This window comes from Streptomyces sp. L-9-10 (assembly GCF_004151105.1).
GTDB lineage: Bacteria > Actinomycetota > Actinomycetes > Streptomycetales > Streptomycetaceae > Streptomyces.
Map to the genome: position 1 here is coordinate 178,548 of NZ_PHRF01000026.1, position 22,087 is coordinate 200,634.

Below are 22,087 nucleotides of genomic sequence, written 5' to 3' on the forward strand. Positions count from 1 at the left end.
TGTCGGCAACACGCTGTAGTGACATGTCGACAAGTAAGCGCTGAATCCGCCCTGGAAAGAGGGGGTGTGGGGCTTTTCGGACCGTGAAGGGGAGTCGAAGTGGGTCTACCCCTGAGAGTTACGCCTCGATCCGATTTGCGGATCGCAGTCGGGCAAAGCTTCGGGCCAGAAGTCTTGACACGTGCATCTGGGAAACCCCCAATTCCTGACTGATCTGCGACTGCGTCAGGTTGTTGTAATAGCGCAGCATCAGGATCCGCTGTTCCCTCTCGGGCAGCTGTACGAGCAGATGCCGCACCAGATCGCGGTGCTCGACCCCGGCCAGTGCCGGGTCCTCGTAGCCGAGCCTGTCCAGCAGGCCCGGCAGTCCGTCGCCCTCCTGGGCGGCCTCCAGCGAGGTCGCGTGGTACGAACGCCCGGCCTCGATGCAGGCCAGTACCTCGTCCTCGGAGATCTTCAGCCGCTCGGCGATCTCGGCGGTGGTGGGTGAGCGTCCGTGGGCCGTCGTCAGGTCCTCGGTCGCGCCGGTGACCTGTACCCACAGCTCGTGCAGCCGACGTGGGACATGGACCGTCCGTACATTGTCTCGAAAGTAACGTTTGATCTCGCCGACGACGGTTGGCATCGCGAACGTGGGGAACTGCACCCCGCGGTCCGGGTCGAACCGGTCGATGGCGTTGATCAGGCCGATCGTGCCGACCTGGACGACATCCTCCATGGGCTCGTTACGGCTGCGGAACCGGGCCGCCGCATAGCGCACCAGCGGCAGATTCGCCTCGATGAGCGCTCCACGCACCCGGGTGTGTTCCTCGCTGCCGGGTTCCAGCCCCTTCAGCTCGGCGAAGAGGACCTGGGTCAGCGCCCTGGTGTCCGCGCCGCGGCTCTGTGCCGTGGGGCGGGGCTCGGTCTCGATCTGGGGCAGCAGTTGAGGCGTAGTACTGGCCGGCACGGTGACGCCACCCCTTTGCGGTCGACTACGTCAACTCATCCGTCAAAAGCGGTCATAGCATCACAAGACATGTCCACTGTGTGCAAGCACCTGAAAAAACCGTGTTGACGGCAAGATGGAGCAATAAACCCAAAAGCCCCACACCGAATGGGTGTGGGGCGAGGAGGCGGACGGCTCAGAACTCGTAGTCGGCGATCACCCAGGTGGCGAATTCACGCCACTGTGCGACGCCCGCCTGGTGCGCCGGGTGGTCCAGATAGCGCTGGAGCGCGGCGTGGTCGGCGACCGCCGCGTTGATGGCGAAGTCATAGGCGATCGGGCGGTCGCTGATGTTCCAGGCGCACTCCCAGACCTCCAGCTCGGGTACCTGCCCGTCGAGCTCCTTGAAGGCCTTCACCCCCGCGACGACGCGCGGCTCGTCGCGCGAGACACCCTCATTGAGCTTGAAGAGGACCAGGTGGCGGATCACGGGCACTCCTTGAAGGACGCGGGGAAGAGGCGGTGGGGGTGCGTGCGGGCCCGTGACCGGGTGACGGTCAGTTGATGAGCTCGGACATGAACTCGCCGACCCCCTGGGCGGCGCTCGAAATGCCCTCGAACCCTACCTGGACAAGATCGGCGGCCCTGGCAGGCGACGTGATGATCGTGTACAGCACGAAGACGGCGACCGCGTACAGCACGATCTTTCTCGCTTGCCCCATCCGCCACTTCCTCCCCTGTCTTCCCAGTGCGGTCGCGCGTGAGTCTAACCGTACGAACGCCTGTGCCCGGAGGCCGTTCTCACTCACCACACCTGGTCCCGGGTAATGCGCCCGCCTCTGCGGTCGCAAGCATCGCGTGCGTGGCACAAATCGATCAGGAGTTCTGCTTGGCGAGCGTAACGGGCCCGGCGGGACCGTTGGAAGATCGGTGTGAATGTGCGGTGGCGACGTTCGGACGGGCGGCTGAACCGGGGTGGCGACCGGTCACCGCCCCGGACCGTACGCATGGCTCAGCCGACCTGCTTCACCTCGATGACCTTGTACTCCTTGCCACCGATGATTTTCGTCTTCTCGCCCGTCTTCACGAACTTGCCGCCGCGCGGGATGAGGACCTCCGACTCTTTGCCCTGGTAGCGGGAGAGGGGGTCGATGTTGCGGCCGTTGTCCGTGGTGACCTCGAGCACGACCTTCTCGCCCTTCCGGCCGTTGCTCTTCGAGTTCTCGGCGGCGCGGTCGGCCTTTGCCGGGTCGCTGGACGTGCTGAGGTACTCGGGCATCTCGACCTCTTCACCGTTGGCGAACTTCTCCAGCAACTCGTCCGGCATGAACGTGCCCCGGTAGAACGTCCCGTCGACCGGCGGCAGATGGTCCAGAGCCCGGTCCATGCGCTCGATGAACTTCGGGACCGAATTCGAACGGCTGCCGGGGATCGGCTGACCGCGCAGGTACTTGTTCGCGTCCTCGGCCCAGGAGCCGGTGTAGTCGGCGACGATGAGCGCGTCCTCGGCGGTGAAGTCCTTGGTCAGCGGGTTCTGGCGAGCGATCTCCTCGACCTTCCGCGCCCAGTCCTTCCTGTCGGTGGAGCCGTACTTCGGGACGTCGTCCAGCGCGGTCATCGGGTCCGGGCGCTCGGAGCAACGTCCCCCATCCGAACCCGGCTCGGGGTCCGGCTCCGGCTCGGGCTCGGGTTCCTGCTCGGGCTCCGGCCTCGGCTCGTCAGTGAGTCCGAGGGCGTTGACGACCCTGTCCTCCGCGTCCTGGAACGTATCGACACCAGCGAGAGAGGATCCGGATAGCGACTGCACCATGTCCATCGCCGAAGCGCTTCCGGGATCGGCTGCGAGCGCGACGCCGCTGACGACAACACCCCCGGAGCCCACACGTGTACGAACCGCGGCCGAGGCAAGCGTGTAGCGCCCATCGCCGGCTGCGCCGGTGCTCACCGGGCCGGAGAAGGCGACCTTGGAACCGTTCAGGCAGTCGTTCTTCTTGTCCTCGTTGTCCTTGCCGTCGTCCTGGTCGTCGTCTTTGTTGTCGTCATCCTTGTTGTCGTCGTTCCGGCCGCCGCTGCTTCCGCCCGAGCCGCCACTGGCACTTCCGCCGCCGTCTGAGCCGCCGGTGTCCGAGTCCGTGCAGTTCTGCATGATGCCCCAGGGGGCCATGACGGGGTTGCAGTTGGTACCGCCACTGGACCCACCACTGTCGGAACCCCCATCGGATCCACCCCCATCGGATCCACCCCCATCGGATCCACCGCCGTCGGATCCACCGCCGTCGGAGCCGCCCCCATCGGATCCACCGCTGTCGGACCCGCCGCCGTCGGAGCCGCCTCCATCGGATCCACCGCTGTCGGACCCGCCGCCGTCCGAACCTCCGCTATCGGAGCCGCCGCTATCCGAACCTCCGCCATCGGACCCGCCGCCGTCCGAACCTCCGCCGTTGGAGCCGCCACTGGCACTTCCGCCGCCGTCTGAGCCGCCGTTGTCCGAGTCCGTGCAGTTCTGCATGATGCCCCAGGGGGCCATGACCGGGTTGCAGTTGGTGCCGCCACTGGACCCACCACTGTCCGAACCCCCATCGGAGCCGCCGCCGTCGGATCCACCGTCGGAACCGCCGCCGTCCGAACCGCCGCTGTCGGAGCCGCCGCTGTCGGAGCCGCCGCCGTTGGAGCCTCCGCCGTCGGACCCACCCCCGTTGGAGCCGCCGCTGTCGGAGCCGCCGCCGTTGGAGCCTCCGCCGTCCGAACCGCCGTCGGACCCACCGTCCGAACCACCGCCATCTGAACCGCCTCCGTCGGACCCTCCGCCGTCCGAACCTCCGCCGTCGGAACCCCCGTCCGAACCGCCCCCGTCGGAGCCGCCGCCGTCCGAACCGCCGTCGGACCCACCGCCGTCGGAACCCCCGTCTGAACCGCCGCCGTCTGAACCGCCCCCGTCTGAGCCGCCGCTGTCGGACCCACCGCCGTCCGAGTCGCCTCCGTTGGAGCCGCCGCCGTCGGAGCCGCCTCCGTCCGAACCGCCGTCCGAACCTCCGCCGCCCGAGTCATCACCGGAGTCACCACCGCCGTTGTTCCCGCCGTCGGAGTCGCCGCCCCCGTCGCCGCCACCGCCTGACTCACCACCGCCTGACTCACCACCGCCCGACTCACCACCGCCCCCGGCGACCGTGTCGCTTTCGCAGGAGCTGCCGAGGATGGTGCAGACCGCTGTCTGGAGACCGTTCGCGATCTGGGTGCCCACGCCGCCGAGGACAAGCGCACCGATGATCAGGGCGACCAGACCGACCATGCCCGCGTACTCGACCGTCGACTGTCCGCGGTTCCTGCGCCATCCGATCACGTGCGGAATCGACGGGATCCCCTCCCGACGCAACCGCTCAAGCGTCCACCGCGGCCTCACAGCCCGCTGCTCCGCGGGCAGTTCGAACCAGGCCCGGCTGGCACCCGCGCTGACCAGCGCCAGCAGAGCACCCGGCAGCAGAAGCTGGCTGAGCCCGCGCTCCGAACCCCCGTACAGATTGACGATGCTGCCCACCAGCAGCCATGCCTGGAGAGCGATCAACGCGAGCCAGACGACTTTCCCGCCGGTCCACAGACGCCGCGCCAGGATCACGGCGGCGATCCCCGGCACCACCGCGTACAGCGCCAGCAGAGTGAGCATCGGCGTGATGTGGCTGCCCAGTTCCAGCAGCGAGTTCACCACGCCGAAGCCGCCCAGCAGCGTGAGAGCGAACATCAGATGGAGCAGCACCCGGGTCACGGCGAGTGATCTCGGCAATTCCCAACGGTGCGTGGGTATGCCGGTCCGGAACGCCAAGCCCTGTGAGTCCGACACGGGGGAACCCTTCCAGCGAACTGCTCACGATGTCCGGCTCAGGCATCCAGCCGCGCCGCATGGCGGCACAGTACGTACGCGTAAGACCCATTCCCAGGGCCCACGGACCCACCCACGGACCCACCCGCGGGCCCGCGTTCGCCCCCGCGCCGCGCGTCAGTGGCTGTCTTCTCCCCCCTTCGAGGACTGACCGGGTTGCCCACCTGCCCCACCGGTCACTCGACGGGCGTGCCGGGGCCGGCCTGCCGCAGGCAGCGTTCCAGGCGCCGCAGAAACCTGTTGAAGGACTCGTCCGCGGGCCAGGTCTCGTAGGCGGTGATCGTGGCGGATACCGCGAGGTTCAGCTGGAGGATGGGGGTCAATTCGTCGGCGCCGGTGATGCGGGACTCCACCCAGCGCCTCAGATCTTTGAAGAACTGCTCGCCGAAGCGCTGAGCCGACTGCGCGAAGGCGGGTGATTGCGCCTTGAGACGGCGTTGCAGCGGCATGCGGTCGCGCAGACTCTCGCAGAACCCCGTCAGGATCGCGGTGAGCGAGTCCCAGAGCGGTTCGTCCGCGGGACGCTCCGCCATCAGGGCCTGCCAGTTGAGCCGCTCCTCAGGATCCTGGTCCAGGACCGCGGCGTCCTTGCCGGCGAAGTAGTTGAAGAAGGTGGCGCGCGAGACGTTCGCCGCCTCCGCGATCTGCTCGACCGTCGTGGCCTCGTAGCCCTGCTCGTCGAAGAGCCGCAGCGCGGCGGTCTGGATGGCACGCCAGGTCGCCAGTTTTTTGCGCTCGCGCAGGTTCATGTGGTTCCTCCCATGCGTCCATACTACGTGCGATTTCTGGACGGATACATTTCTGGACGGATGCATTTCTGGATCAAGACATCTTTGGACGGGTCTAACTTTGTCGTCTACAGTGAAGCCGTCGCCGGGCACAGCCCCGGGAGGCCATCCCTCAAGGAGAAGCAATGAGCAAGGTCTGGTTCATCACCGGTACATCCCGCGGCATCGGCCGCGCCTTCGCCGAGTCCGCGCTGGAGCGCGGGGACAAGGTCGTCGCGACCGCGAGGAACGCGGCGACGCTCGCGGATCTGGTCACCAAGTACGGCGACGACGCGGTCCTGCCACTGGCACTCGACGTCACCGACAGGGCGGCCGTCGCCGCCACGGTGGCCGCGGCGCACGAGAGGTTCGGCCGCCTCGATGTCGTGGTCAACAACGCCGGTTACGGACTGTTCGGCATGGTCGAAGAGGTCACCGAGCAGCAGGTGCGCGACCAACTGGAGACGAACTTCTTCGGCGCGTTCTGGGTGACCCAGGCCGTGCTGCCGATCCTGCGCGCACAGGGCAGCGGCCACATCGTGCAGATCTCGTCCGTCGGAGGCGTCGCCGCCTTCCCGTCGCTGGGCGCGTACCAGGCATCCAAGTGGGCGCTGGAGGGCTTCAGCGACTCCCTCTCCCAGGAGGTCGCCGGCGCGGGGATCAAGGTCACCATCGTCGAGCCGGGCGGCTTCAGCACCGACTGGGCCGGTTCCTCGGCCGCGCAGGCCGAGCTGAACCCCGCCTACGACGCGGTCCGCGAGGCCATGGCGGCCCGCATGGGCGAGGCCCGCTACAGCGAACCGGCCAACGCCGGCGCCGCCCTGCTGCGGATCGTCGACGCGGAGAACCCGCCCCTGCGTGTGCTGTTCGGGACCGAGCCCATCGAGATCATCGAGCCGCTCTACGCCGAGCGACTCAAGACGTGGGCCGACTGGCAGCACGTCTCCCGGATCGCGCAGGGCTGACCAACCCGTCACAGCCCGACGACGCGGGAACCGCTCCCAGCCCCATCCCGGGTCCGGCGGTTCCACCTCTGGGCCCGGCTGCCCACCCTCACCGAGCGTCGAACTCGTCCGACAGTGCCCCCACATGACGTGGCCCTCGGCACCTCACACATCAGGAGATACCGCTCATGTCCGCACCTCGGATTCCCCACTCGTTCAGCGCGACCACAACTGCCGCCGAAGTAGTCGACGGCGTCGACCTGCACGGCCGCCGCGCCGTGGTCACCGGAGCCAGTTCCGGGATCGGAGTGGAGACCGTCCGCGCACTCGCCGCCGCGGGCGCCGACGTCACCCTGGCCGTCCGGAACACCGACGCGGGCGCGCAGGTGGCGGCCCGCCTGGAGGCGGAACTTCCGGCCGGCTCGGGGAAGTTGTCGGTCGGCCGGCTCGATCTGTCCGACCGGTCGACGGTGGTCGCGTTCGTGGCGGCCTGGGACGGTCCTCTGGACATCCTCGTCAACAACGCCGGAGTGATGTCGCCACCCCGGATCGCCCGCACAACTGACGGCCGGGAATGGCAGTTCGGTGTCAACCACCTGGGCCACTTCGCCCTCACCACCGGCCTCCACCCGGCGCTCGCGGCGGCGGACAGCGCCCGGGTCGTCGCGGTCAGCTCCATCGGGCACCTCTTCTCCCCGGTCGTCTTCGACGACCTCGACTTCCGCTATCGCCCCTACGACCCGTGGACCTCCTATGGGCAGTCCAAGACGGCTGTCGTCCACTTCGCCGTAGCCGCCGCCGAACGCTGGGCCGACGACGGGATCTCCGTCAACGCCGTGATGCCGGGCAACGTCGGCGACACCGGTCTGTCCCGCAACACCGACATGGAGGCGGTGGCCGGAATGATGGCCGCCGGCGAACTCGCTCTGCCGCCGGGCAAGACCGTCCAGCAGGGGGCCGCGACCTCCGTCCTGATGGCCGCTTCCCCGGCCGTGGCCGGCGTCACGGGCCGCTACTACGAGGACTGCGCCGAGGCCAAACCCGTCACCGAGCGCGCCGGAGCCATCACCGGTGTCGCCCCCTACGCCCTCGACCGCGACAACGCCGCGCGTCTCTGGGCCACGTCCGCGTCCTTGATCTAGTGCGATTCCCGGGACGAGCGCTCCCGGGACGAGTACTCCCCGCACGAGTGACGACACGTCCGAACCGAGCTGAAACGAGTGAGAAATGACCGATCTGACCGGCAAGACAGCCCTGATCACCGGCTCCGCGCGAGGTCTCGGCAAAGCGATCGCGCTGCGTTACGCGAGCCGCGGTGCCAACATCGTCGTCAACTACGCCGCCAACCGGGAGGCGGCGGACGCCACGGTCGCCGAAATCGAGCAGCTGGGCGTCAAGGCGCTCTCCCTTCAGGCCGACATGTCCAAGGTGTCCGACATCGAGCGGCTCTTCACCCTGGCCCTTGAGCAATTCGGGCAGATCGACATCGCCGTCGCGAACGCGGGCATCGAACTGATCAGCGTTCCCTTCGTCGAGATCACCGAGGATCAGTTCGACCGGCAGTTCGCCATCAACACCAAGGGCACGTTCTTCACCCTTCAGGCAGCGGCCCGTCACGTCGTCGACAACGGCAGGATCATCTACATCAGTTCGAGCACGGCGGCCCTTCCGTTCGCCGGTGAGGCGCTGTATGGCTCGAGCAAGGTGGCGCCGCACTACGTCGTGGGGGTGCTGGCGCAGGAGCTCGCGGACCGGGGCGTCACCGTCAACACCATCATGCCGACGGCGATCGAGGGCGCGGGCGTCTTCACCGCGGCCGACCCGAATCACCCGATCCGGCAGTTCGTCACCAGCCGGCCCGGACGTATCGGCCGACGGATGGGGACCGTGGACGACGTCGCCGACGCGGCCGAGTACCTGGCCTCCGACCTGGCCGGCTGGGTCAGTGGGCAGGGTCTGGTGGTGGCCGGTGGCGCACTGCAGTGACCGCGTCGCGCCGGGACCGCGGGTGGCGGATCCCCCGGTAGTTCCATCCTCAACGGCCGTAGCGGCAGGCCAGTTGTGACGCAGTGGGGCCGCGTGCCGACGAGTGTCCACATGGCTGTGTCGGCATGCCCCACGCAAAACACCCTCCTGACCGCGTTTCCGCAGGTCAGGAGGGTGTAAGAGCGGTAGCGGAGGGATTTGAACCCTCGGTGAGTTTCCCCACACTCGCTTTCGAGGCGAGCTCCTTCGGCCGCTCGGACACGCTACCGAGAGAGAGCTTAGCCCAAGGTGGGCCGTGCTCCGAAATCGGTATCCCCAGGGCTGCCCGACGGCCGCCGGACAGCCGGTCGGCGGCTGCCCGACGGCCGTTCAGCGATCCCGGAAGAACGACGTCAGCAGCTCGGAGCAGTCCTCCGCGAGGACGCCGTGGATCACCTCGGGCCGGTGGTTGAGCCGCCGGTCCCGTACGACATCCCAGAGCGAGCCGGCCGCCCCCGCCTTCTCGTCGAGCGCGCCGAACACCACGCGGTCCAGCCGGGACTGGACGATCGCGCCCGCGCACATCGTGCACGGTTCCAGGGTCACGACCAGCGTGCATTCCGTGAGCCGCCAGGCTCCGAGCTTCCCGGCGGCTCTGCGGATCGCCAGGATCTCCGCATGCGCCGTCGGGTCGCCCGTGGCCTCGCGTTCGTTGTGGCCCGCGGCGAGCACCGTGCCGTCCGGGGACAGCACGACGGCGCCGACCGGCACATCACCGGACAGGGCGGCCCGTGCCGCCTCGTCCAGGGCGAGGCGCATGGCCGCCCGCCACGGTGCGCGCACCGGGTCGGGCACGGGGTCGTGCCGGATCACGTGGGCCTGCCTCAGCGGACGGTCTCCAGCACCTCGGCGGCGCCCAGAGCCTCAGCGATCTCGGCCATCGCGTCGGAATCCAGCGCCAGCAGATCGGCCTCGGACAGGCCCAGGTCGGTGAGAATCTCGCGGTCGCCGACGGCTCCCGCGGGCACGGTCTCCCCGTTCTTCACGGGGATGTCCACTTCCTCCTCGTCGTTCTCGTCCGGTTCGCCGTCCTCCGTACCGTCGAGGTCCAGCGTGTCCAAGTCGTCGGCCGGGTCGTCGTCGTCCCTGCCGAGCAGTTCATCAATGAGGATCTCCCCGTAAGAGGAGCGTGCGGCCGCGGCCGCGTCGGAGACGTAGATGCGAGGATCTTCCTCGCCCTCCACGCGGAGGATGCCGAACCAGGCATCCTCCTGCTCGATAAACACGAGCACCGTGTCCTCGTCCACCGAGGCTTCGCGGGCCAAGTCGGTCAGGTCCGACAAGGTCTCCACATCGTCGAGCTCTGTGTCGCTCGCTTCCCACCCGTCTTCGGTGCGCGCGAGCAGTGCGGCGAAGTACACCGTGACTCTCCCACTGGTCAGAGGTGTGACGATCCGGCGGTGCGCTGATCTGCCCCGCCCACTCGGAATCGTGGCAGAAACGAACGCTTCGCGAGAGGTCTTCCACCGTTGCGTCGTCGGGCCATTTTATTAGGCCCCTGTTCGGCCCCGGGCGCCGGATGCCTTCCATGAGCATGCGGGACGAAGGCGGGGTACGTCGCGCGCCGGGCGCGGCTACCGGCCGGTCACCACCGGAACGTACGCATCCGCATCTGCTGGCGCATCCGCGCGGCGCGGGCCTGCCGGGGTTTCACGCGCTCGCGCAGGGCCTTGGCCTCGTTCAGCTCCCGCAGGAACTGCGCGCGCCGCCGACGGCGCTCCGCCTCGCTCTCCTGAGCGTCTGCCGGGAGCTCCGACCGGGTCTCCTCCCGGCTCTCCGCCTGAGCCGCTTCCCGGGTCTCCGCCTGAGCCGCTTCCCGGGTCTCCGCCCGAGCCGCTTCCCGGGTCTCCGCCTCCGCGGGCGCGACGGCCTCGCTCCGGGCGGCGGCGCGCTGGTCCCGGCCTTCCCGATCCTCGTCCGGCATGGATTGCGTCACCACCTCAGGCTGCGTACTCGGCTCCGCGGTCGTACCGGCGCCTTCTGACACCTTCCCTCGCTGACCGGGGTTGATGCCAGCTGAGCGGTGGCAGCGCGTACAGCCTTGGCCCCCGGTTACTGTGGTCGCCATGCGGATTCATGTCGTCGACCACCCGCTGGTGGCGCACAAACTCACCACGCTGCGCGATCGGCGCACCGACTCCCCGACTTTCCGGCGCCTCGCCGACGAGCTGGTCACCCTGCTCGCGTACGAGGCCACCCGGGACGTACGGACAGAACAGGTCGACATCCAGACACCGGTGACGGGCACGACGGGCGTGAAGCTCTCGTATCCGCGCCCGCTGGTGGTCCCGATCCTCCGGGCCGGCCTCGGCATGCTGGACGGCATGGTGCGGCTGCTGCCGACGGCGGAGGTGGGCTTCCTCGGGATGATCCGCGACGAGGAGACCCTTCAGGCGTCCACGTACGCGAACCGTATGCCCGAGGACCTCTCGGGACGTCAGGTGTATGTGCTCGACCCCATGCTGGCGACCGGCGGGACGCTGGTCGCGGCGATCCGTGAGCTGATCAAGCGCGGCGCGGACGATGTGACCGCGGTCGTGCTGCTCGCGGCGCCCGAGGGTGTCGAGGTGATGGAGCGCGAGCTCGCGGGCACGCCGGTGACGGTCGTGACGGCGGCGGTCGATGAGCGCCTCAACGAGAACGGCTACATCGTCCCGGGCCTCGGCGACGCGGGCGACCGTATGTACGGGACGGCCGAGTAGGCGTCCGCCGAGCAGGACATGGCTGGGGCCCCGGTTCGCGCGACAGGCGAACAGGGGCCCCGTCGGAAGGCGCGGTCAGTGCTTCGGAGCCGCCCCCAGATCCCCGCAGGCGGGATCCGGCGCGGTGCTCGACACGGTGGCCAGGGCCTGGTCGGCCTCTTCCTGTACGTTCAGCTCCTTGAAGGCCGTGCCGAGGATCAGATCGACATCCGGTGTCTTCCGGTTGTCGGTCTTCGACGTGGCCCCCTTCAGCTGGGCGCCGAGGACCGTGAAGAAACCGTCCTCGGGCCTTGAGGCGCCGACCAGTATCCCGGTGCCCGGGACCTTCTTGTCGTACGCGGCGGGGGCGTTGCCGACCTTGCCGATGACGAAGCCGCGTTTCTTCAGCTCGTCGGCGGTGGTCATGGCGAGTCCGCCTCGCGGGGTCGCGTTGTAGACGTTGACCGTGATCTGGCCGGGCTTGGGGAGCGCCTTGACGGGCTCGGACGAGTGCTTGCAGCCGGACTTCCGGGCGGCGGCGGCGCTCTTCGTGCCGCCTCCCGTGAAGACATCGATGAGCTGCAGCGTTCCCCAGCCGGCCAGGCCGAGGGCAGCGACGGAGGCGACGGCCGCGAGCACGATCCTGCGACGATGACGGGGGCGGCGCATGCGCGGGTACTTCGTGCCCGTAATGCGATACTTTCCGCCCATGCCGGGGGGAGTCAGCATGCTCATGGCCGCAGCGTAGTGCGCGCTGGTGGTGTTTCCTACTAAATGATCAATGGGTTGCTCGATCCGGGTGACGAATGACCCCGAAGGGCTCAGTGCGCGAAGGGCCTGGCCTCCGAAGGGCTGTCCCCGCCGCGGATTCCGCCGCGGACTCCGCGGCGGATCCTGCCTCTGAACCGGAGCGCACGTCCGACGTACGGGGTGGATCTGCCGTACGGGCCGGATCAGCCCAGATCGAGCTCCAGCACGCGCGCATGCAGCACCTGGCGCTGCTGGAGCGCGGCGCGGACGGCGCGGTGCAGTCCGTCCTCCAGATAGAGGTCGCCCTTCCACTTCACGACGTGGGCGAAAAGGTCCCCATAGAAGGTCGAGTCCTCGGCGAGCAGCGTCTCCAGGTCCAGTTGACCCTTCGTGGTCACGAGCTGATCGAGGCGGACCGGGCGCGGCGCGACATCCGCCCACTGCCGGGTGCTTTCCCGGCCGTGGTCGGGATACGGCCGCCCGTTACCGATGCGCTTGAAGATCACACGGAAAGCCTACCGGGCGAGCGGCTCCGGGCGCAGCCATGGCGCCCGAGTGCAAAGGTCGCATTCGGTGGCAAAGGGGGAGTGAAGCGCGAGTGGAACCGATCCGTCCGGTGCTCGTACCCCCAGGAACGCCCCAGAGACGCCCCGGGAGCGCGCCAAGGATGCCGGGGAGATGCCCCAGGATGGGCCCAGGGGCGCGGCCGTCGGCCGCCGGACCGTGCCGCTGATTCGCTCGAAAGGGGTCCCGCGGGGTGCGCGACACCGGCTCAGCCCGGCCGAGCCCACCCCGGTCCGCCCGTCGGACCCGTCAGACGGGCGGGGTCCCCGGCGGGGACTGCGGGCGCGGGTTCGGCGGCGGATGCGGTCCGGGATCGGGGGGCAATTTGGGGCCGCCCGGTTTCGCGTGCTTTCCGTTGCTGATTCTGCTCTTCCGGTTCGAGAGCCCGAAGATCCCGAACGGCGGAAAGATATCCACGCGCCTCGGGAAATTAGCCTCGGCGCAGCTGAGACACAGCAAGTCCATACAGCCGTCCTGAGTGGTGCGTGCCGCCTCCACGCTGTTTATCCAGCAGGATTCGCAGTACCAGCAGTCCGTCTTTGAGAGCAGCACGGTGGTCAAGGTCGCCCTGGGCATCGGGTCACCTTTCCGTGGGCCGCGTTCTGGTGCCCTCCTGGGCGGATAGTCGTTCCGTCCCGCGCCGCCGGAGCATGGTCGTGCCGAGGACCATGGCCTCCAATTCAGGGGGACGGTGTGTCATTGAGTTCGATTCCTTGCGCATTGTCGTCCTCAGGGCGATGCAACTACGTTGCACAGGACAAGGGTTGCGTTGCGCGGGGCGGGTGCACAACGTCGCACGCGTTCCAGTCGAGATCTGTCACATGACATGAGGGGAGCGGCCATGGGCCGACGCAACGCAGGGGGCGGGGAGAAAGGCGCCAGCACGGCCGATGTGTTCGGCGAAGTTCTCAAGCACTGCCGTGAGTCCATAGGTGTTACGCAAATAGCACTGGCTGGCGAAGTCCCCTGCGATCGCTCCTACGTTGCCCGTGTGGAAGCCGGAACACGTGTTCCTGACGAGAAATTCGCTGAGACGTGCGACATCGTGCTGCGTACCGGCGGCATCCTGCAGAAGCTCTGGCACAAGATCGACTGGTATCCGGAAGTGGACCATCCGGACTGGTTCAAGCGCCGTGCCGCCATGGACGCCGAGGCGACGGCGCTCCGTGAGTACCAGACCCAGATGATGCCGGGCCTGCTCCAGACCGAGGACTACGCCCGCGCGTTGCTCTCGCGCCGGGCCAGTGGAGATGAGCTGGAGAGGCGTGTTCGCGCACGGCTCAGCAGACAACACAGATTCCTCTCCCCCGAGGGGCCACTTCTGCTCATGGTCCTGGACGAGAGCTGCATCCGGAACACCGTCGGAAGCGCGGCCGTCATGCGGGATCAGTGCGCACATCTGCTGCGCGTGGGAAAGCAGCCGAACATTCGTGTTCAAGTCGCCCCGGCGGGTGTCCCGGGTATTTGGCGTCCCAATACGTCCATGTCTCTGATCACCCTCTCGGATGGCCATGTCTGGGTGTACTCGGAATCGCTTGACCGCGGGCACTTCAGCGACGATCCGGCAGTTACCGGCCGTCATGCACAGACCTATGCTGTTCTGAGGGCGGATGCGCTGTCCGCCTCCGAGTCTGCCGCGTTGCTCACTGACGCGATGGAAGGGTACGGCCACCATGATGAATCGCGATTTCAGAGCGACAACGTGGGTAAAGAGCAGTTACAGCGGCGACAACAGCGGAAACTGCGTGGAAATAGGCACCGGTATCCCGGGCATTATCCCCGTACGTGACAGCAAGAATACCGAAGGCCCGGTCCTTGTGTTCAGCAGAGCTGTTTTCTCCACTTTCGTTTCCGGTGCCAGAACCGCCGCGCACCCCACCGCCTGAACGCGATGGGGTGCGCTGTGCCGTCCGGTCGTCCCGTTACGCGGTGGGCGTGTGGCCGCGTGAATGCGAAACGGTCTCCGTCCTGGCGCCCTTGAGCGGGATCCGCGCCGCTTCGGCCTTCGCGGCCGGCTTGGTCACCGAACTCAGATCGTGGGCGTAGGTGCCCACGGCGTCGGCGATCACACCGATGTTAATGCCGAACGCCTTCATGTTGACGTTCGAGAGGTCGTCGCAGGCCGAGTGATAGCACTTGTCGTACGCGATACCGGCCTCGCCGCCGTACTTCGCGGCCTGGTTCTCGGACTTGATGCCCTCGGCGCCGGTGAAGGTGCCGCCGGACGGGATGCCCGCGTCGATGAAGGGCCCGTAGTCGGAGCGGCCGTCGAAGTCCGTGCCCTCGTGCGGAACGTTCCTGCTGTCGAGGAAGTCGGTGATGCCCTTCTCCAACTGGGCGGAGCCCTCGGGGCCGGCGCCCGAGCCCTCGCCGTCCGAGTCGTCGCCGTCGTACACGAACTGGGCGAAGTTCGGCGAGGCGATCATGTCGAAGTTGAGGTAGAGGGCGATGTTCTCGCGCTGTGCGGCGGTGAGGCCGTTGACGTACGCCTCGGCGCCGAGCAGGCCCAGTTCCTCCGCCGACCACCAGGCGAAACGCACCTTGTTCGCCGGCTTGTCGTGCGTCTTGGCGAGCTTGAGGGCGACCTCCAACAGCCCGGCGGAACCGGAGCCGTTGTCGTTGATGCCGGGGCCCTCGGTGACGGAGTCCAGGTGGGCGCCGAGCATCACGGTCCTGTCCGCCCTGCCGCCCTTGGTCTCGGCGACCACATTGCGGGTGGTGCGCTCCTCCTGGAGCTGGCGGATGTCCAGGGAGACCTTCACCGCGCCCTTGGCGGCCTCGGCGGCGAGCGCCCGGCCCTCGGCCTGCGTGATGCCGCCCGTGGGGATCTTCCCGGCGTCCGGGCCGCCGAGCGTTCCGCTGAGCGCGCCCTCGGTGTTGTTGTAGACGATCGCGGCGACCGCGCCGGCCGCCGCCGCCTCCTTCTGCTTCGCCGCGAAGTCGCAGCCGCCGCGCTGGATCAGCGCGATCTTGCCGGTGAAGGCGCCGGCGGCGTAGTCGGCGGGCTCGCAGCCGGTGGTCGCGTCGACCGGGACGGGGGCGAGGTCGGCCGCGATGCCGCCCTCCTTGGTGGACGTCGTGTACGACATGGCCACGATCGCGACGTCGCGCGGCGTCGGCGCGGTGACCGTGAGCTTCTCGGCGAGCGTCTCGATATAGGTGATGTCGAACGTGTCGTACGAGACCTGGTAACCGGCCTTCTTCAGCTGGCTGTACACATACGCGGCGGAGGCGTCATGGCCGAGCGTGCCCGCCGCCCTGTTGCCGTTGGCGGAGTCCGCGATGGCCTGGAACTTCTCCAGATGCCGGTACGCGTCGCCGGCCGATGCCTCGCGCACCAGCTTCCGGGAGAGCTTCGCGGCTTCCTTGGCGGCGTCCTTGGCCGGGTCGTGGGAGCGCGCGGAGGCGGGCGAGACGGACAGCAGAAGAGGCGCGGAGAGCGCGGCGGTTGCCGCGACTGCCAGGAGCCTGCGGGAAGTTGCGTTCACAGGGGCTGGGATCCTTCCGGTGCGAACGAATGTGAGGGAAAGCTAGCCAGCGCCGCGCCGCCTGGGAACAGTTGTGCCGCAGCTCACGGTGCGTAGCGGGGGATCACTCGCGTATCGGGCCTGGATTCCGGTGCGCGGATCGGCCGCCGGTCAGTCGGTCCCGGGCGCTCGCGCCGGCTTCGCCGCCTTCGCCGCGCGCTTCGCCTCCTGCTTGAACGCCCGTACCTTGGCCAGCGATTCGGGTCCGGTGATGTCGGCCGCCGAACGGTACGACCCCACGTCCCCGTACGCGCCCGCGGCCTCGCGCCAGCCCTTGGGCCGCACCCCGTACTGCTTGCCCAGCAGCGCCAGGAAGATCTGGGACTTCTGTGTGCCGAAGCCGGGCAGCGCGTTGAGCCGGTCACGGACCTCCGCGCCGGTGGCGATGTCACGCCAGATCGCGGTGGGATCGCCGTCGTAGTGCTCGACGAGGTACTGGCAGAGCTGTTGGACGCGTCTGGCCATCGACCCCGGATAGCGGTGCACGGCGGGCTTGTCCGTGAGCAGTGCGACGAACGCCTCGGGGTCGTACGCGGCGATCTCGCGTGCGTCGAGGTCGTCGTGGCCCATGCGTACGGCGATGGTGTACGGGCCGGAGAACGCCCACTCCATCGGGACCTGTTGGTCAAGCAGCATGCCGACGAGCGCGGCCAGCGGGCTGCGGCCGAGCAACTCGTCGGCCTCGGGCTGTTGTGCGAGCCGGATTGTGGTGCTCATTCAGCGATGATCACCCGGGCCGCGGCGCCGTGCGCGTACGCCACGCGCTTGCTGTGTGTTCATATGACTAATTTGTGGTCCGGATGGGGGAGTGGGGCGAGGGGTAGATCACGACACGAGGGAAAACCACCGGAACTGTCGGGAAAGGCCGCTCGCTCGTGACACAGCCGTTTGAATTGCCGGATTTCTATATGGCTTATCCGGCCCGACTCAATCCGCACCTGGAGGAGGCCAGGGCACACTCCAAGCAATGGGCCAGGGACAGGGGAATGCTGGAGGGATCGGGTGTCTGGGAGGAACACGACCTCGATTCCCATGACTATGCCCTGCTCTGCTCGTATACGCATCCGGACTGCGACGGTCCGGCGTTGTCGCTGGTCACGGACTGGTATGTGTGGGTGTTCTTTTTCGACGACCACTTCCTGGAGGTCTACAAACGGCCCCAGGACCGGGAGGGCGGCAAGGCGTATCTCGAACGGCTGGCCGCCTTCATGCCGATGGATCTCGCCGCCGGATTCCCGGAGCCGACGAATCCGGTCGAGGCGGGGCTGGCGGACCTCTGGGCCCGTACGGTCCCGAGCATGTCCATGGACTGGCGGCGGCGGTTCGCGGAGTCCACGGAGAATCTCCTCAACGAGTCCGACTGGGAGCTCGCGAACATCAACGCGCACCGGGTCGCGAACCCGGTCGAGTACATCGAGATGCGCCGCAAGGTCGGCGGAGCGCCCTGGTCCGCGGGGCTCATCGAATACGCGGCGAGCGCCGAAGTGCCCGCGGCGATCGCCGACTCCCGTCCGCTGCGGGTGCTGAAGGACACGTTCTCGGACGGTGTCCACCTGCGCAACGACCTGTTCTCGTACCAGCGGGAGATCGAGGAGGAGGGCGAGCTGAGCAATGGCGTGCTCGTCCTGGAGACGTTCCTCGGCTGTACGACCCAGGAGGCGGCGGACGCCGTCAACGATCTGCTCACCTCGCGCATCCAGCAGTTCGAGAACACCGCGCTGACCGAACTGGGGCCGCTCTTCGCCGCGAAGGGCCTCGATCCGCAGTCGTGCGCCGAAACCCTCGCCTATGTGAAGGGGCTCCAGGACTGGCAGTCGGGCGGCCATGAGTGGCATATGCGCTCCAGCCGCTATATGAACGGCGCCGGTTCGGGGGCCGGTTCGGAGGCCGCTTCCGGCACGGGCGGTGGGGGCGTCGGCGGGCCGGGGGGTGCGCCGGGCGGGGCGGGCGCGTCGTTCTCGATGGTGCCGGTCGGTCTCGGTACGGCCGCGGCGGACATCGCGAAGACGATCGGCGCGGGCGCGCCGGCGCGGGCGCGCAGCCACAGCCATGTCCCGTTCCAGCGGGTCGGTCCCTCCGCGCTGCCGGAGTTCCGGATGCCGTTCGCGCTGTCCATGAGCCCGCATCTGGACCACTCGCGGGAGCACACCGTCGAGTGGGCCCACCGCATGGGGATCCTGGAGGCGCAGCCGGGGATCCCGGGTTCGGACGTCTGGGACGAGCAGCGGCTGCGCCGTATCGATCTGCCGCTCTGCGCGGCGGGCATCCATCCGGACGCCACGGCGGAGGGGCTCGATCTCACCTCGGACTGGCTGACGTGGGGGACGTACGGCGACGACTACTACCCGGTCGTCTACGGCAACGCGCGCGATGTGGCGGGCGCGAAGGCGTGCAATGACCGGCTCGCGCTGTTCATGCCGGTCGAGGGCTCCGAGACGCCGGTGCCCGCGACCGGGCTGGAACGGGGGCTGGCCGATCTGTGGGTCCGTACGGCGGGCCCGATGGACCTGGACGCGCGTCGCGTCTTCCGTAAGTCCGTCGTGGACATGACCGACAGCTGGCTGTGGGAGCTGGCCAATCAGACGCAGAACCGTATCCCCGACCCCGTCGACTACATCGAGATGCGCCGGCAGACCTTCGGCTCGGACATGACGATGAGTCTGTCCCGGCTGAGCCACGGGCGGGTGGTGCCGCCGGAGATCTACCGGTCCGGCCCGATGAGGTCCATGGAGAACGCGGCCCAGGACTACGCGACGCTGCTGAACGACGTCTTCTCGTACCAGAAGGAGATCGAGTTCGAGGGCGAGGTGCACAACGGTGTACTGGTCGTGCAGAACTTCTTCAACTGCGACTACCCGACCGGGCTCGCGATCATCGACGACCTGATGAACTCGCGGATGAGCCAGTTCCAGCATGTCGTCGCCAACGAACTGCCCACGCTGTACGACGACTTCGACCTGGACGCGGACGCCCGCCGGGTGCTCGACGGCTATGTGGAGGAGCTGGAGAACTGGCTGTCCGGGATTCTCAACTGGCACCACGGCTGTAAGCGGTACAAGGAGGCCGAACTGCTGGAAGACCGGGCCGATGTGCCCCGCTGGCTGCCACCCGTTCCGAGCGGACTCGGCACCTCCGCGGCACGGATTCACCTACCTGGGTGGGAACCGGAGCAATCTTTGCCCCAAATGGCGCAGTAACTCGCCTACGGGCGCGCCCGTTTGTCATCCGGTCGATGTGATCGTTTACCGGATGGGGGCCGTGGGTGGCGAGCGGAAACGCACTGTACGGGCGCACGGAGGCGCGAGGCCCACGCGCGAGGGGGCGTGAGAAGCCCCGGGAGGGGGTGGAGCCACGGGCGGCGGTACTGGAGGCCGTCGCCGGATGGGTCCCGGGGGAGCCGGTCCCGAATGGGGCGTTGCCCACGGAGTGGGAGGTGGACGACGCCTGGGTCCGTACGCGCACGGGCATCGCGGGCCGCCACCGGGCCGCTCCGGGCATGTCCACGGGGGACATCGCGTATGAGGCGGCGCGGCTGCTGGTCGCGGAAGCGCCCGGCCTCGCGGGAACGGGCGCGGGCGTCGGCGCGGGTGAGGGTGCGGGCTTCGGCGCGGCTTCAGCGGCTGCGGCTGCGGCTTCGGCGCGGACGGGCGGCGCCCGGGGGGTGGACGCCGTGGTGCTGGCCACGGCGACACCTGACCATCTCTGTCCCGGCACGGCGCCTGCGCTGGCGGCGCGGCTGGGGCTGGGCACGGTCCCCGCGTTCGATATCGGCGCGGTGTGCAGCGGCTTCGTCTACGGCCTCGCCGTCTGCCACGGCCTGGTCGTCTCGGGCCTCTATGACCGGGTGCTCCTGGTGGGCGCCGATGTGTACTCGACCTGGCTGGATCCCCGGGACCGCTCCTCGGGGGTGGTCTTCGGCGACGGCGCCGGAGCGGCGCTGATCGGCGCGGGCAGGGCCGGGGACCAGGGCGAGCTGCTCGCTTTCGACCTGGGCAGTGACGGCACGGGATACGACCTGATCACCGTGCCGGGCGGCGGAGCGCGGTCGCGGTCGGTGGCCGAACCGCCCGCCGAGGGCGACGAGTTCTTCCGGATGCGGGGACGGGCGGTCTATCAGCACGCGGTCGAGCGGATGACCGGTTCGTGCCGCTCCCTGCTGCGCGCGGTGGGCTGGGACGCCGCCGAGATCGACCATTTCGTACCGCACCAGGCCAACGCCCGGATCCTGCGGGCCGTCGCCGAACGGGTGGGGATCGGCGTCCAGCGCTGTGTCACCCATCTCGACCGGGTGGGCAATACGGGCGCGGCCTCCATCCCTCTCGCCCTGGCGGACGCGGACGCGCGGGGACGTTTCCGCGCGGGCGACCGCATGCTGCTGACCGCCTTCGGCGGCGGCCTCACCTGGGGAACGGTCGCGCTGCGCTGGCCGGTCACGACCACGCCCGCGCTGACTATGTCCCAGGCGACCACGCCCGCGGCGGCCGCGCCGACGACGAGCACGCCCGCGGCGAGCATGCCTGCGGCGGCCATGCCTGAGGCGACCACGCCCGCGACGACCACGTCCGAGGCCGCACGGCCCGAGCACTCACGGGCCACGGCCCTCGACGGAAGGAACGGATCATGACGCCGACGGCTGAGCGGGGACCTGAGCGGGGACCTGAGCGGGGACCTGAGCGGGGACCTGAGCGGGGACACGGGCAGGGGAACGTGCAGGGGAGCGGGACGGTCGCGGTGACCGGGCTCGGGGTGGTGACTCCCGCCGGCCACGACGAACAGTCCTTCTGGGAGGGGCTGTGCGCGGGGCGGTCGGTGGCCAGGCAGCTCCCGGAACTGGCCGGTATGCCGGTCGACTTCGCCTGTGCGGTCGAGGGCATCGACCTCGACGCCGTGATCGGCGGACGGTCGGTCTGGCGGATGGCGCGGTTCGTGAAGCTGGCGCTGATCGCGGCCAGGCAGGCCGTGGCGGACGCCGGACTCGACCCCGCGAGCTGGGACGGCGGCCGGGTGGGCGTGGTGCTCGGCGTGGGCGTCGGGGGTGTCTCCGTACTCGTCGACAACGCGCTGAAGCTCCAGGCGGACGGGCCGCAGGCGGTCTCCCCCGTACTGGTACCGATGATGATCCCCAACGCGGCGGCCGGAGAGGTCGCCATCGCGCTCAAGGCGCGCGGGCCGAGCCTCGCCCCGGCGACCGCCTGCGCCTCGGGGGCCACCGCGATCGCCGTGGGCCGCGATCTGCTGGCGAGCGGCCAGTGCGATGTGGTGGTGGCCGGGGGCTCCGAGGCCGTACTGACCCCGCTGGTGGTGACGGCGTTCGCGCGGATGGGCGCGCTGTCGACGCGAACCGGCGATCCGGGCGGGGCGTCACGGCCGTTCGCCTCGGACCGCGACGGGTTCGTGATCGGTGAGGGCGCCGCGATGGTCGTCCTGGAACGGGAGGCGGACGCGCGGGCGCGGGGCCGGGCGCCGCGCGCGCTGCTGGCCGGCGCGGGCGCGAGCACGGACGCGCACCACCCGACGGCGCCCGCGCCGGACGGCCGGTGGGCCCAGGTCGCGGTGGAGGCGGCGCTGCGGGACGCGGGCTGGAGCACGTACGACGTAGAGCATGTCAACGCGCACGGCACGTCGACGCCGCTCAACGACACGATGGAGGCGACACTGATCGACCGGGTCTACCCGCACCGGCCGTCGGTCACGGCGCCGAAGGGGGTGGTGGGGCACACGCTGGCGGCGGCGGGGGCGATCGAGGCGGTGGCGACGGTGCTGACCCTCGAACATGGCGTGATTCCGCCGATCGCCAACGTGGACGCGCCCGCAGTCGAGTTCGACCTCGACTGCGTGACGAAGGAACCCCGGCGGCAGTGGGTGGAGACGGCGGTCAGCCACTCATTCGGGTTCGGCGGGCACAACGTGGCGCTGGCGTTTCGGCGGGCCTGACGACAGGTCATATCAGGGAGCTGATCGTACGAATGTCCCATGGTTCTGCGGGTGGGAGAGTCGTTTCTTCGCCATTGATTGATCGTTATACCG

At 68.9% G+C, this 22,087-nt stretch carries 22 protein-coding genes and 1 tRNA gene; 9 read left to right on the plus strand and 14 right to left on the minus strand.

From position 1 onward, the window contains the following. Positions 1–118: 118 nt before the first annotated feature. The 5 genes from CU044_RS06040 to CU044_RS06055 all read right to left on the minus strand — a co-directional run bounded on the left by CU044_RS06040 (position 119) and on the right by CU044_RS06055 (position 5,551). Positions 119–949: an RNA polymerase sigma factor SigF gene (locus tag CU044_RS06040; protein ID WP_129767390.1), complete on the minus strand. Its 831-nt coding sequence runs from the start codon at positions 947–949 to the stop codon at positions 119–121. 175 nt (positions 950–1,124) lie between these two features. After that, on the minus strand, positions 1,125–1,418 hold the full coding sequence (locus tag CU044_RS06045) for a Dabb family protein (RefSeq protein ID WP_129767391.1): 294 nt from the start codon (positions 1,416–1,418) through the stop codon (positions 1,125–1,127). A 67-nt stretch (positions 1,419–1,485) separates the two neighbouring features. Beyond that, complete coding sequence (locus CU044_RS38405) at positions 1,486–1,650, minus strand: hypothetical protein (protein WP_165371796.1); 165 nt, start codon at positions 1,648–1,650, stop codon at positions 1,486–1,488. Between the two features lie 290 nt (positions 1,651–1,940). Beyond that, on the minus strand, positions 1,941–4,706 hold the full coding sequence (locus tag CU044_RS06050) for an ADP-ribosyltransferase (protein ID WP_129767392.1): 2,766 nt from the start codon (positions 4,704–4,706) through the stop codon (positions 1,941–1,943). Positions 4,707–4,978: 272 nt separating this feature from the next. After that, the gene (locus tag CU044_RS06055; protein ID WP_129767393.1) at positions 4,979–5,551 is read right to left on the minus strand and encodes a TetR/AcrR family transcriptional regulator; all 573 of its coding nucleotides are present in this window, start codon (positions 5,549–5,551) and stop codon (positions 4,979–4,981) included. 164 nt (positions 5,552–5,715) lie between these two features. Between CU044_RS06055 and CU044_RS06060 the strand changes: the two genes are divergently transcribed. From CU044_RS06060 to CU044_RS06070, 3 genes are all read left to right on the plus strand, one after another. Then, positions 5,716–6,534, plus strand: coding sequence for an SDR family oxidoreductase (locus CU044_RS06060; RefSeq protein ID WP_129767394.1), 819 nt, complete (start codon positions 5,716–5,718; stop codon positions 6,532–6,534). Positions 6,535–6,701: 167 nt separating this feature from the next. Then, entirely contained in the window at positions 6,702–7,655 is a 954-nt protein-coding gene (locus CU044_RS06065; protein WP_129767395.1) for an SDR family NAD(P)-dependent oxidoreductase, read from the plus strand. Between the two features lie 85 nt (positions 7,656–7,740). Next, entirely contained in the window at positions 7,741–8,499 is a 759-nt protein-coding gene (locus tag CU044_RS06070) for an SDR family oxidoreductase (RefSeq protein ID WP_129767396.1), read from the plus strand. A 183-nt stretch (positions 8,500–8,682) separates the two neighbouring features. On the opposite strand, the gene CU044_RS06075 is transcribed toward CU044_RS06070, so the two are convergent. From CU044_RS06075 to CU044_RS06090, 4 genes are all read right to left on the minus strand, one after another. Further along, a tRNA-Ser gene (locus CU044_RS06075) sits at positions 8,683–8,767 on the minus strand. 101 nt (positions 8,768–8,868) lie between these two features. Further along, entirely contained in the window at positions 8,869–9,297 is a 429-nt protein-coding gene (gene tadA / locus CU044_RS06080; RefSeq protein WP_129767480.1) for a tRNA adenosine(34) deaminase TadA, read from the minus strand. Between the two features lie 65 nt (positions 9,298–9,362). Continuing rightward, positions 9,363–9,899, minus strand: a complete 537-nt coding sequence (locus CU044_RS06085; RefSeq protein ID WP_129767397.1) for a hypothetical protein — start codon at positions 9,897–9,899, stop codon at positions 9,363–9,365. 224 nt (positions 9,900–10,123) lie between these two features. Further along, positions 10,124–10,462, minus strand: coding sequence for a hypothetical protein (locus CU044_RS06090; RefSeq protein ID WP_129767398.1), 339 nt, complete (start codon positions 10,460–10,462; stop codon positions 10,124–10,126). A gap of 142 nt (positions 10,463–10,604) precedes the next feature. Here CU044_RS06090 and upp point away from each other — a divergent pair, with 142 nt between their 5' ends. Continuing rightward, a complete protein-coding gene (gene upp / locus CU044_RS06095; RefSeq protein WP_030349959.1) occupies positions 10,605–11,240 on the plus strand; it encodes a uracil phosphoribosyltransferase in 636 nt (211 codons plus the stop codon). Between the two features lie 75 nt (positions 11,241–11,315). Here upp and CU044_RS06100 read toward each other — a convergent pair whose 3' ends face one another. The 3 genes from CU044_RS06100 to CU044_RS39365 all read right to left on the minus strand — a co-directional run bounded on the left by CU044_RS06100 (position 11,316) and on the right by CU044_RS39365 (position 13,109). Then, positions 11,316–11,954 carry a LytR C-terminal domain-containing protein gene (locus CU044_RS06100; protein WP_129767399.1) on the minus strand — a complete coding sequence of 213 codons (639 nt, stop codon included), beginning with the start codon at positions 11,952–11,954 and terminating at the stop codon, positions 11,316–11,318. Between the two features lie 218 nt (positions 11,955–12,172). After that, positions 12,173–12,475, minus strand: a complete 303-nt coding sequence (locus CU044_RS06105; RefSeq protein WP_129767400.1) for a type II toxin-antitoxin system VapB family antitoxin — start codon at positions 12,473–12,475, stop codon at positions 12,173–12,175. A gap of 307 nt (positions 12,476–12,782) precedes the next feature. Next, positions 12,783–13,109 carry a hypothetical protein gene (locus CU044_RS39365; protein WP_129767401.1) on the minus strand — a complete coding sequence of 109 codons (327 nt, stop codon included), beginning with the start codon at positions 13,107–13,109 and terminating at the stop codon, positions 12,783–12,785. Between the two features lie 265 nt (positions 13,110–13,374). Here CU044_RS39365 and CU044_RS06115 point away from each other — a divergent pair, with 265 nt between their 5' ends. Further along, the gene (locus CU044_RS06115) at positions 13,375–14,322 is read left to right on the plus strand and encodes a helix-turn-helix transcriptional regulator (protein ID WP_165371797.1); all 948 of its coding nucleotides are present in this window, start codon (positions 13,375–13,377) and stop codon (positions 14,320–14,322) included. Further along, the gene (locus CU044_RS39370; protein ID WP_240045375.1) at positions 14,279–14,419 is read left to right on the plus strand and encodes a DUF397 domain-containing protein; all 141 of its coding nucleotides are present in this window, start codon (positions 14,279–14,281) and stop codon (positions 14,417–14,419) included. Before CU044_RS06115 ends, CU044_RS39370 begins: the two co-directional genes overlap by 44 nt. A 36-nt stretch (positions 14,420–14,455) precedes the next feature. On the opposite strand, the gene CU044_RS06125 is transcribed toward CU044_RS39370, so the two are convergent. Further along, positions 14,456–16,021 (minus strand): M28 family metallopeptidase, encoded by a 1,566-nt coding sequence (locus CU044_RS06125; RefSeq protein ID WP_240045376.1) that lies wholly within the window; start codon positions 16,019–16,021, stop codon positions 14,456–14,458. A gap of 150 nt (positions 16,022–16,171) precedes the next feature. Then, positions 16,172–16,777 carry an HhH-GPD-type base excision DNA repair protein gene (locus CU044_RS06130; protein WP_129767403.1) on the minus strand — a complete coding sequence of 202 codons (606 nt, stop codon included), beginning with the start codon at positions 16,775–16,777 and terminating at the stop codon, positions 16,172–16,174. A 158-nt stretch (positions 16,778–16,935) separates the two neighbouring features. Between CU044_RS06130 and CU044_RS06135 the strand changes: the two genes are divergently transcribed. The 3 genes from CU044_RS06135 to CU044_RS06145 all read left to right on the plus strand — a co-directional run bounded on the left by CU044_RS06135 (position 16,936) and on the right by CU044_RS06145 (position 21,994). Then, on the plus strand, positions 16,936–19,257 hold the full coding sequence (locus CU044_RS06135; RefSeq protein WP_193563887.1) for a family 2 encapsulin nanocompartment cargo protein terpene cyclase: 2,322 nt from the start codon (positions 16,936–16,938) through the stop codon (positions 19,255–19,257). A 146-nt stretch (positions 19,258–19,403) separates the two neighbouring features. Continuing rightward, entirely contained in the window at positions 19,404–20,684 is a 1,281-nt protein-coding gene (locus CU044_RS06140) for a beta-ketoacyl-ACP synthase 3 (RefSeq protein ID WP_129767405.1), read from the plus strand. Next, positions 20,681–21,994: a beta-ketoacyl-[acyl-carrier-protein] synthase family protein gene (locus CU044_RS06145; protein WP_129767406.1), complete on the plus strand. Its 1,314-nt coding sequence runs from the start codon at positions 20,681–20,683 to the stop codon at positions 21,992–21,994. The genes CU044_RS06140 and CU044_RS06145 overlap by 4 nt, the downstream gene beginning before the upstream one ends. Positions 21,995–22,087 lie beyond the last annotated feature (93 nt).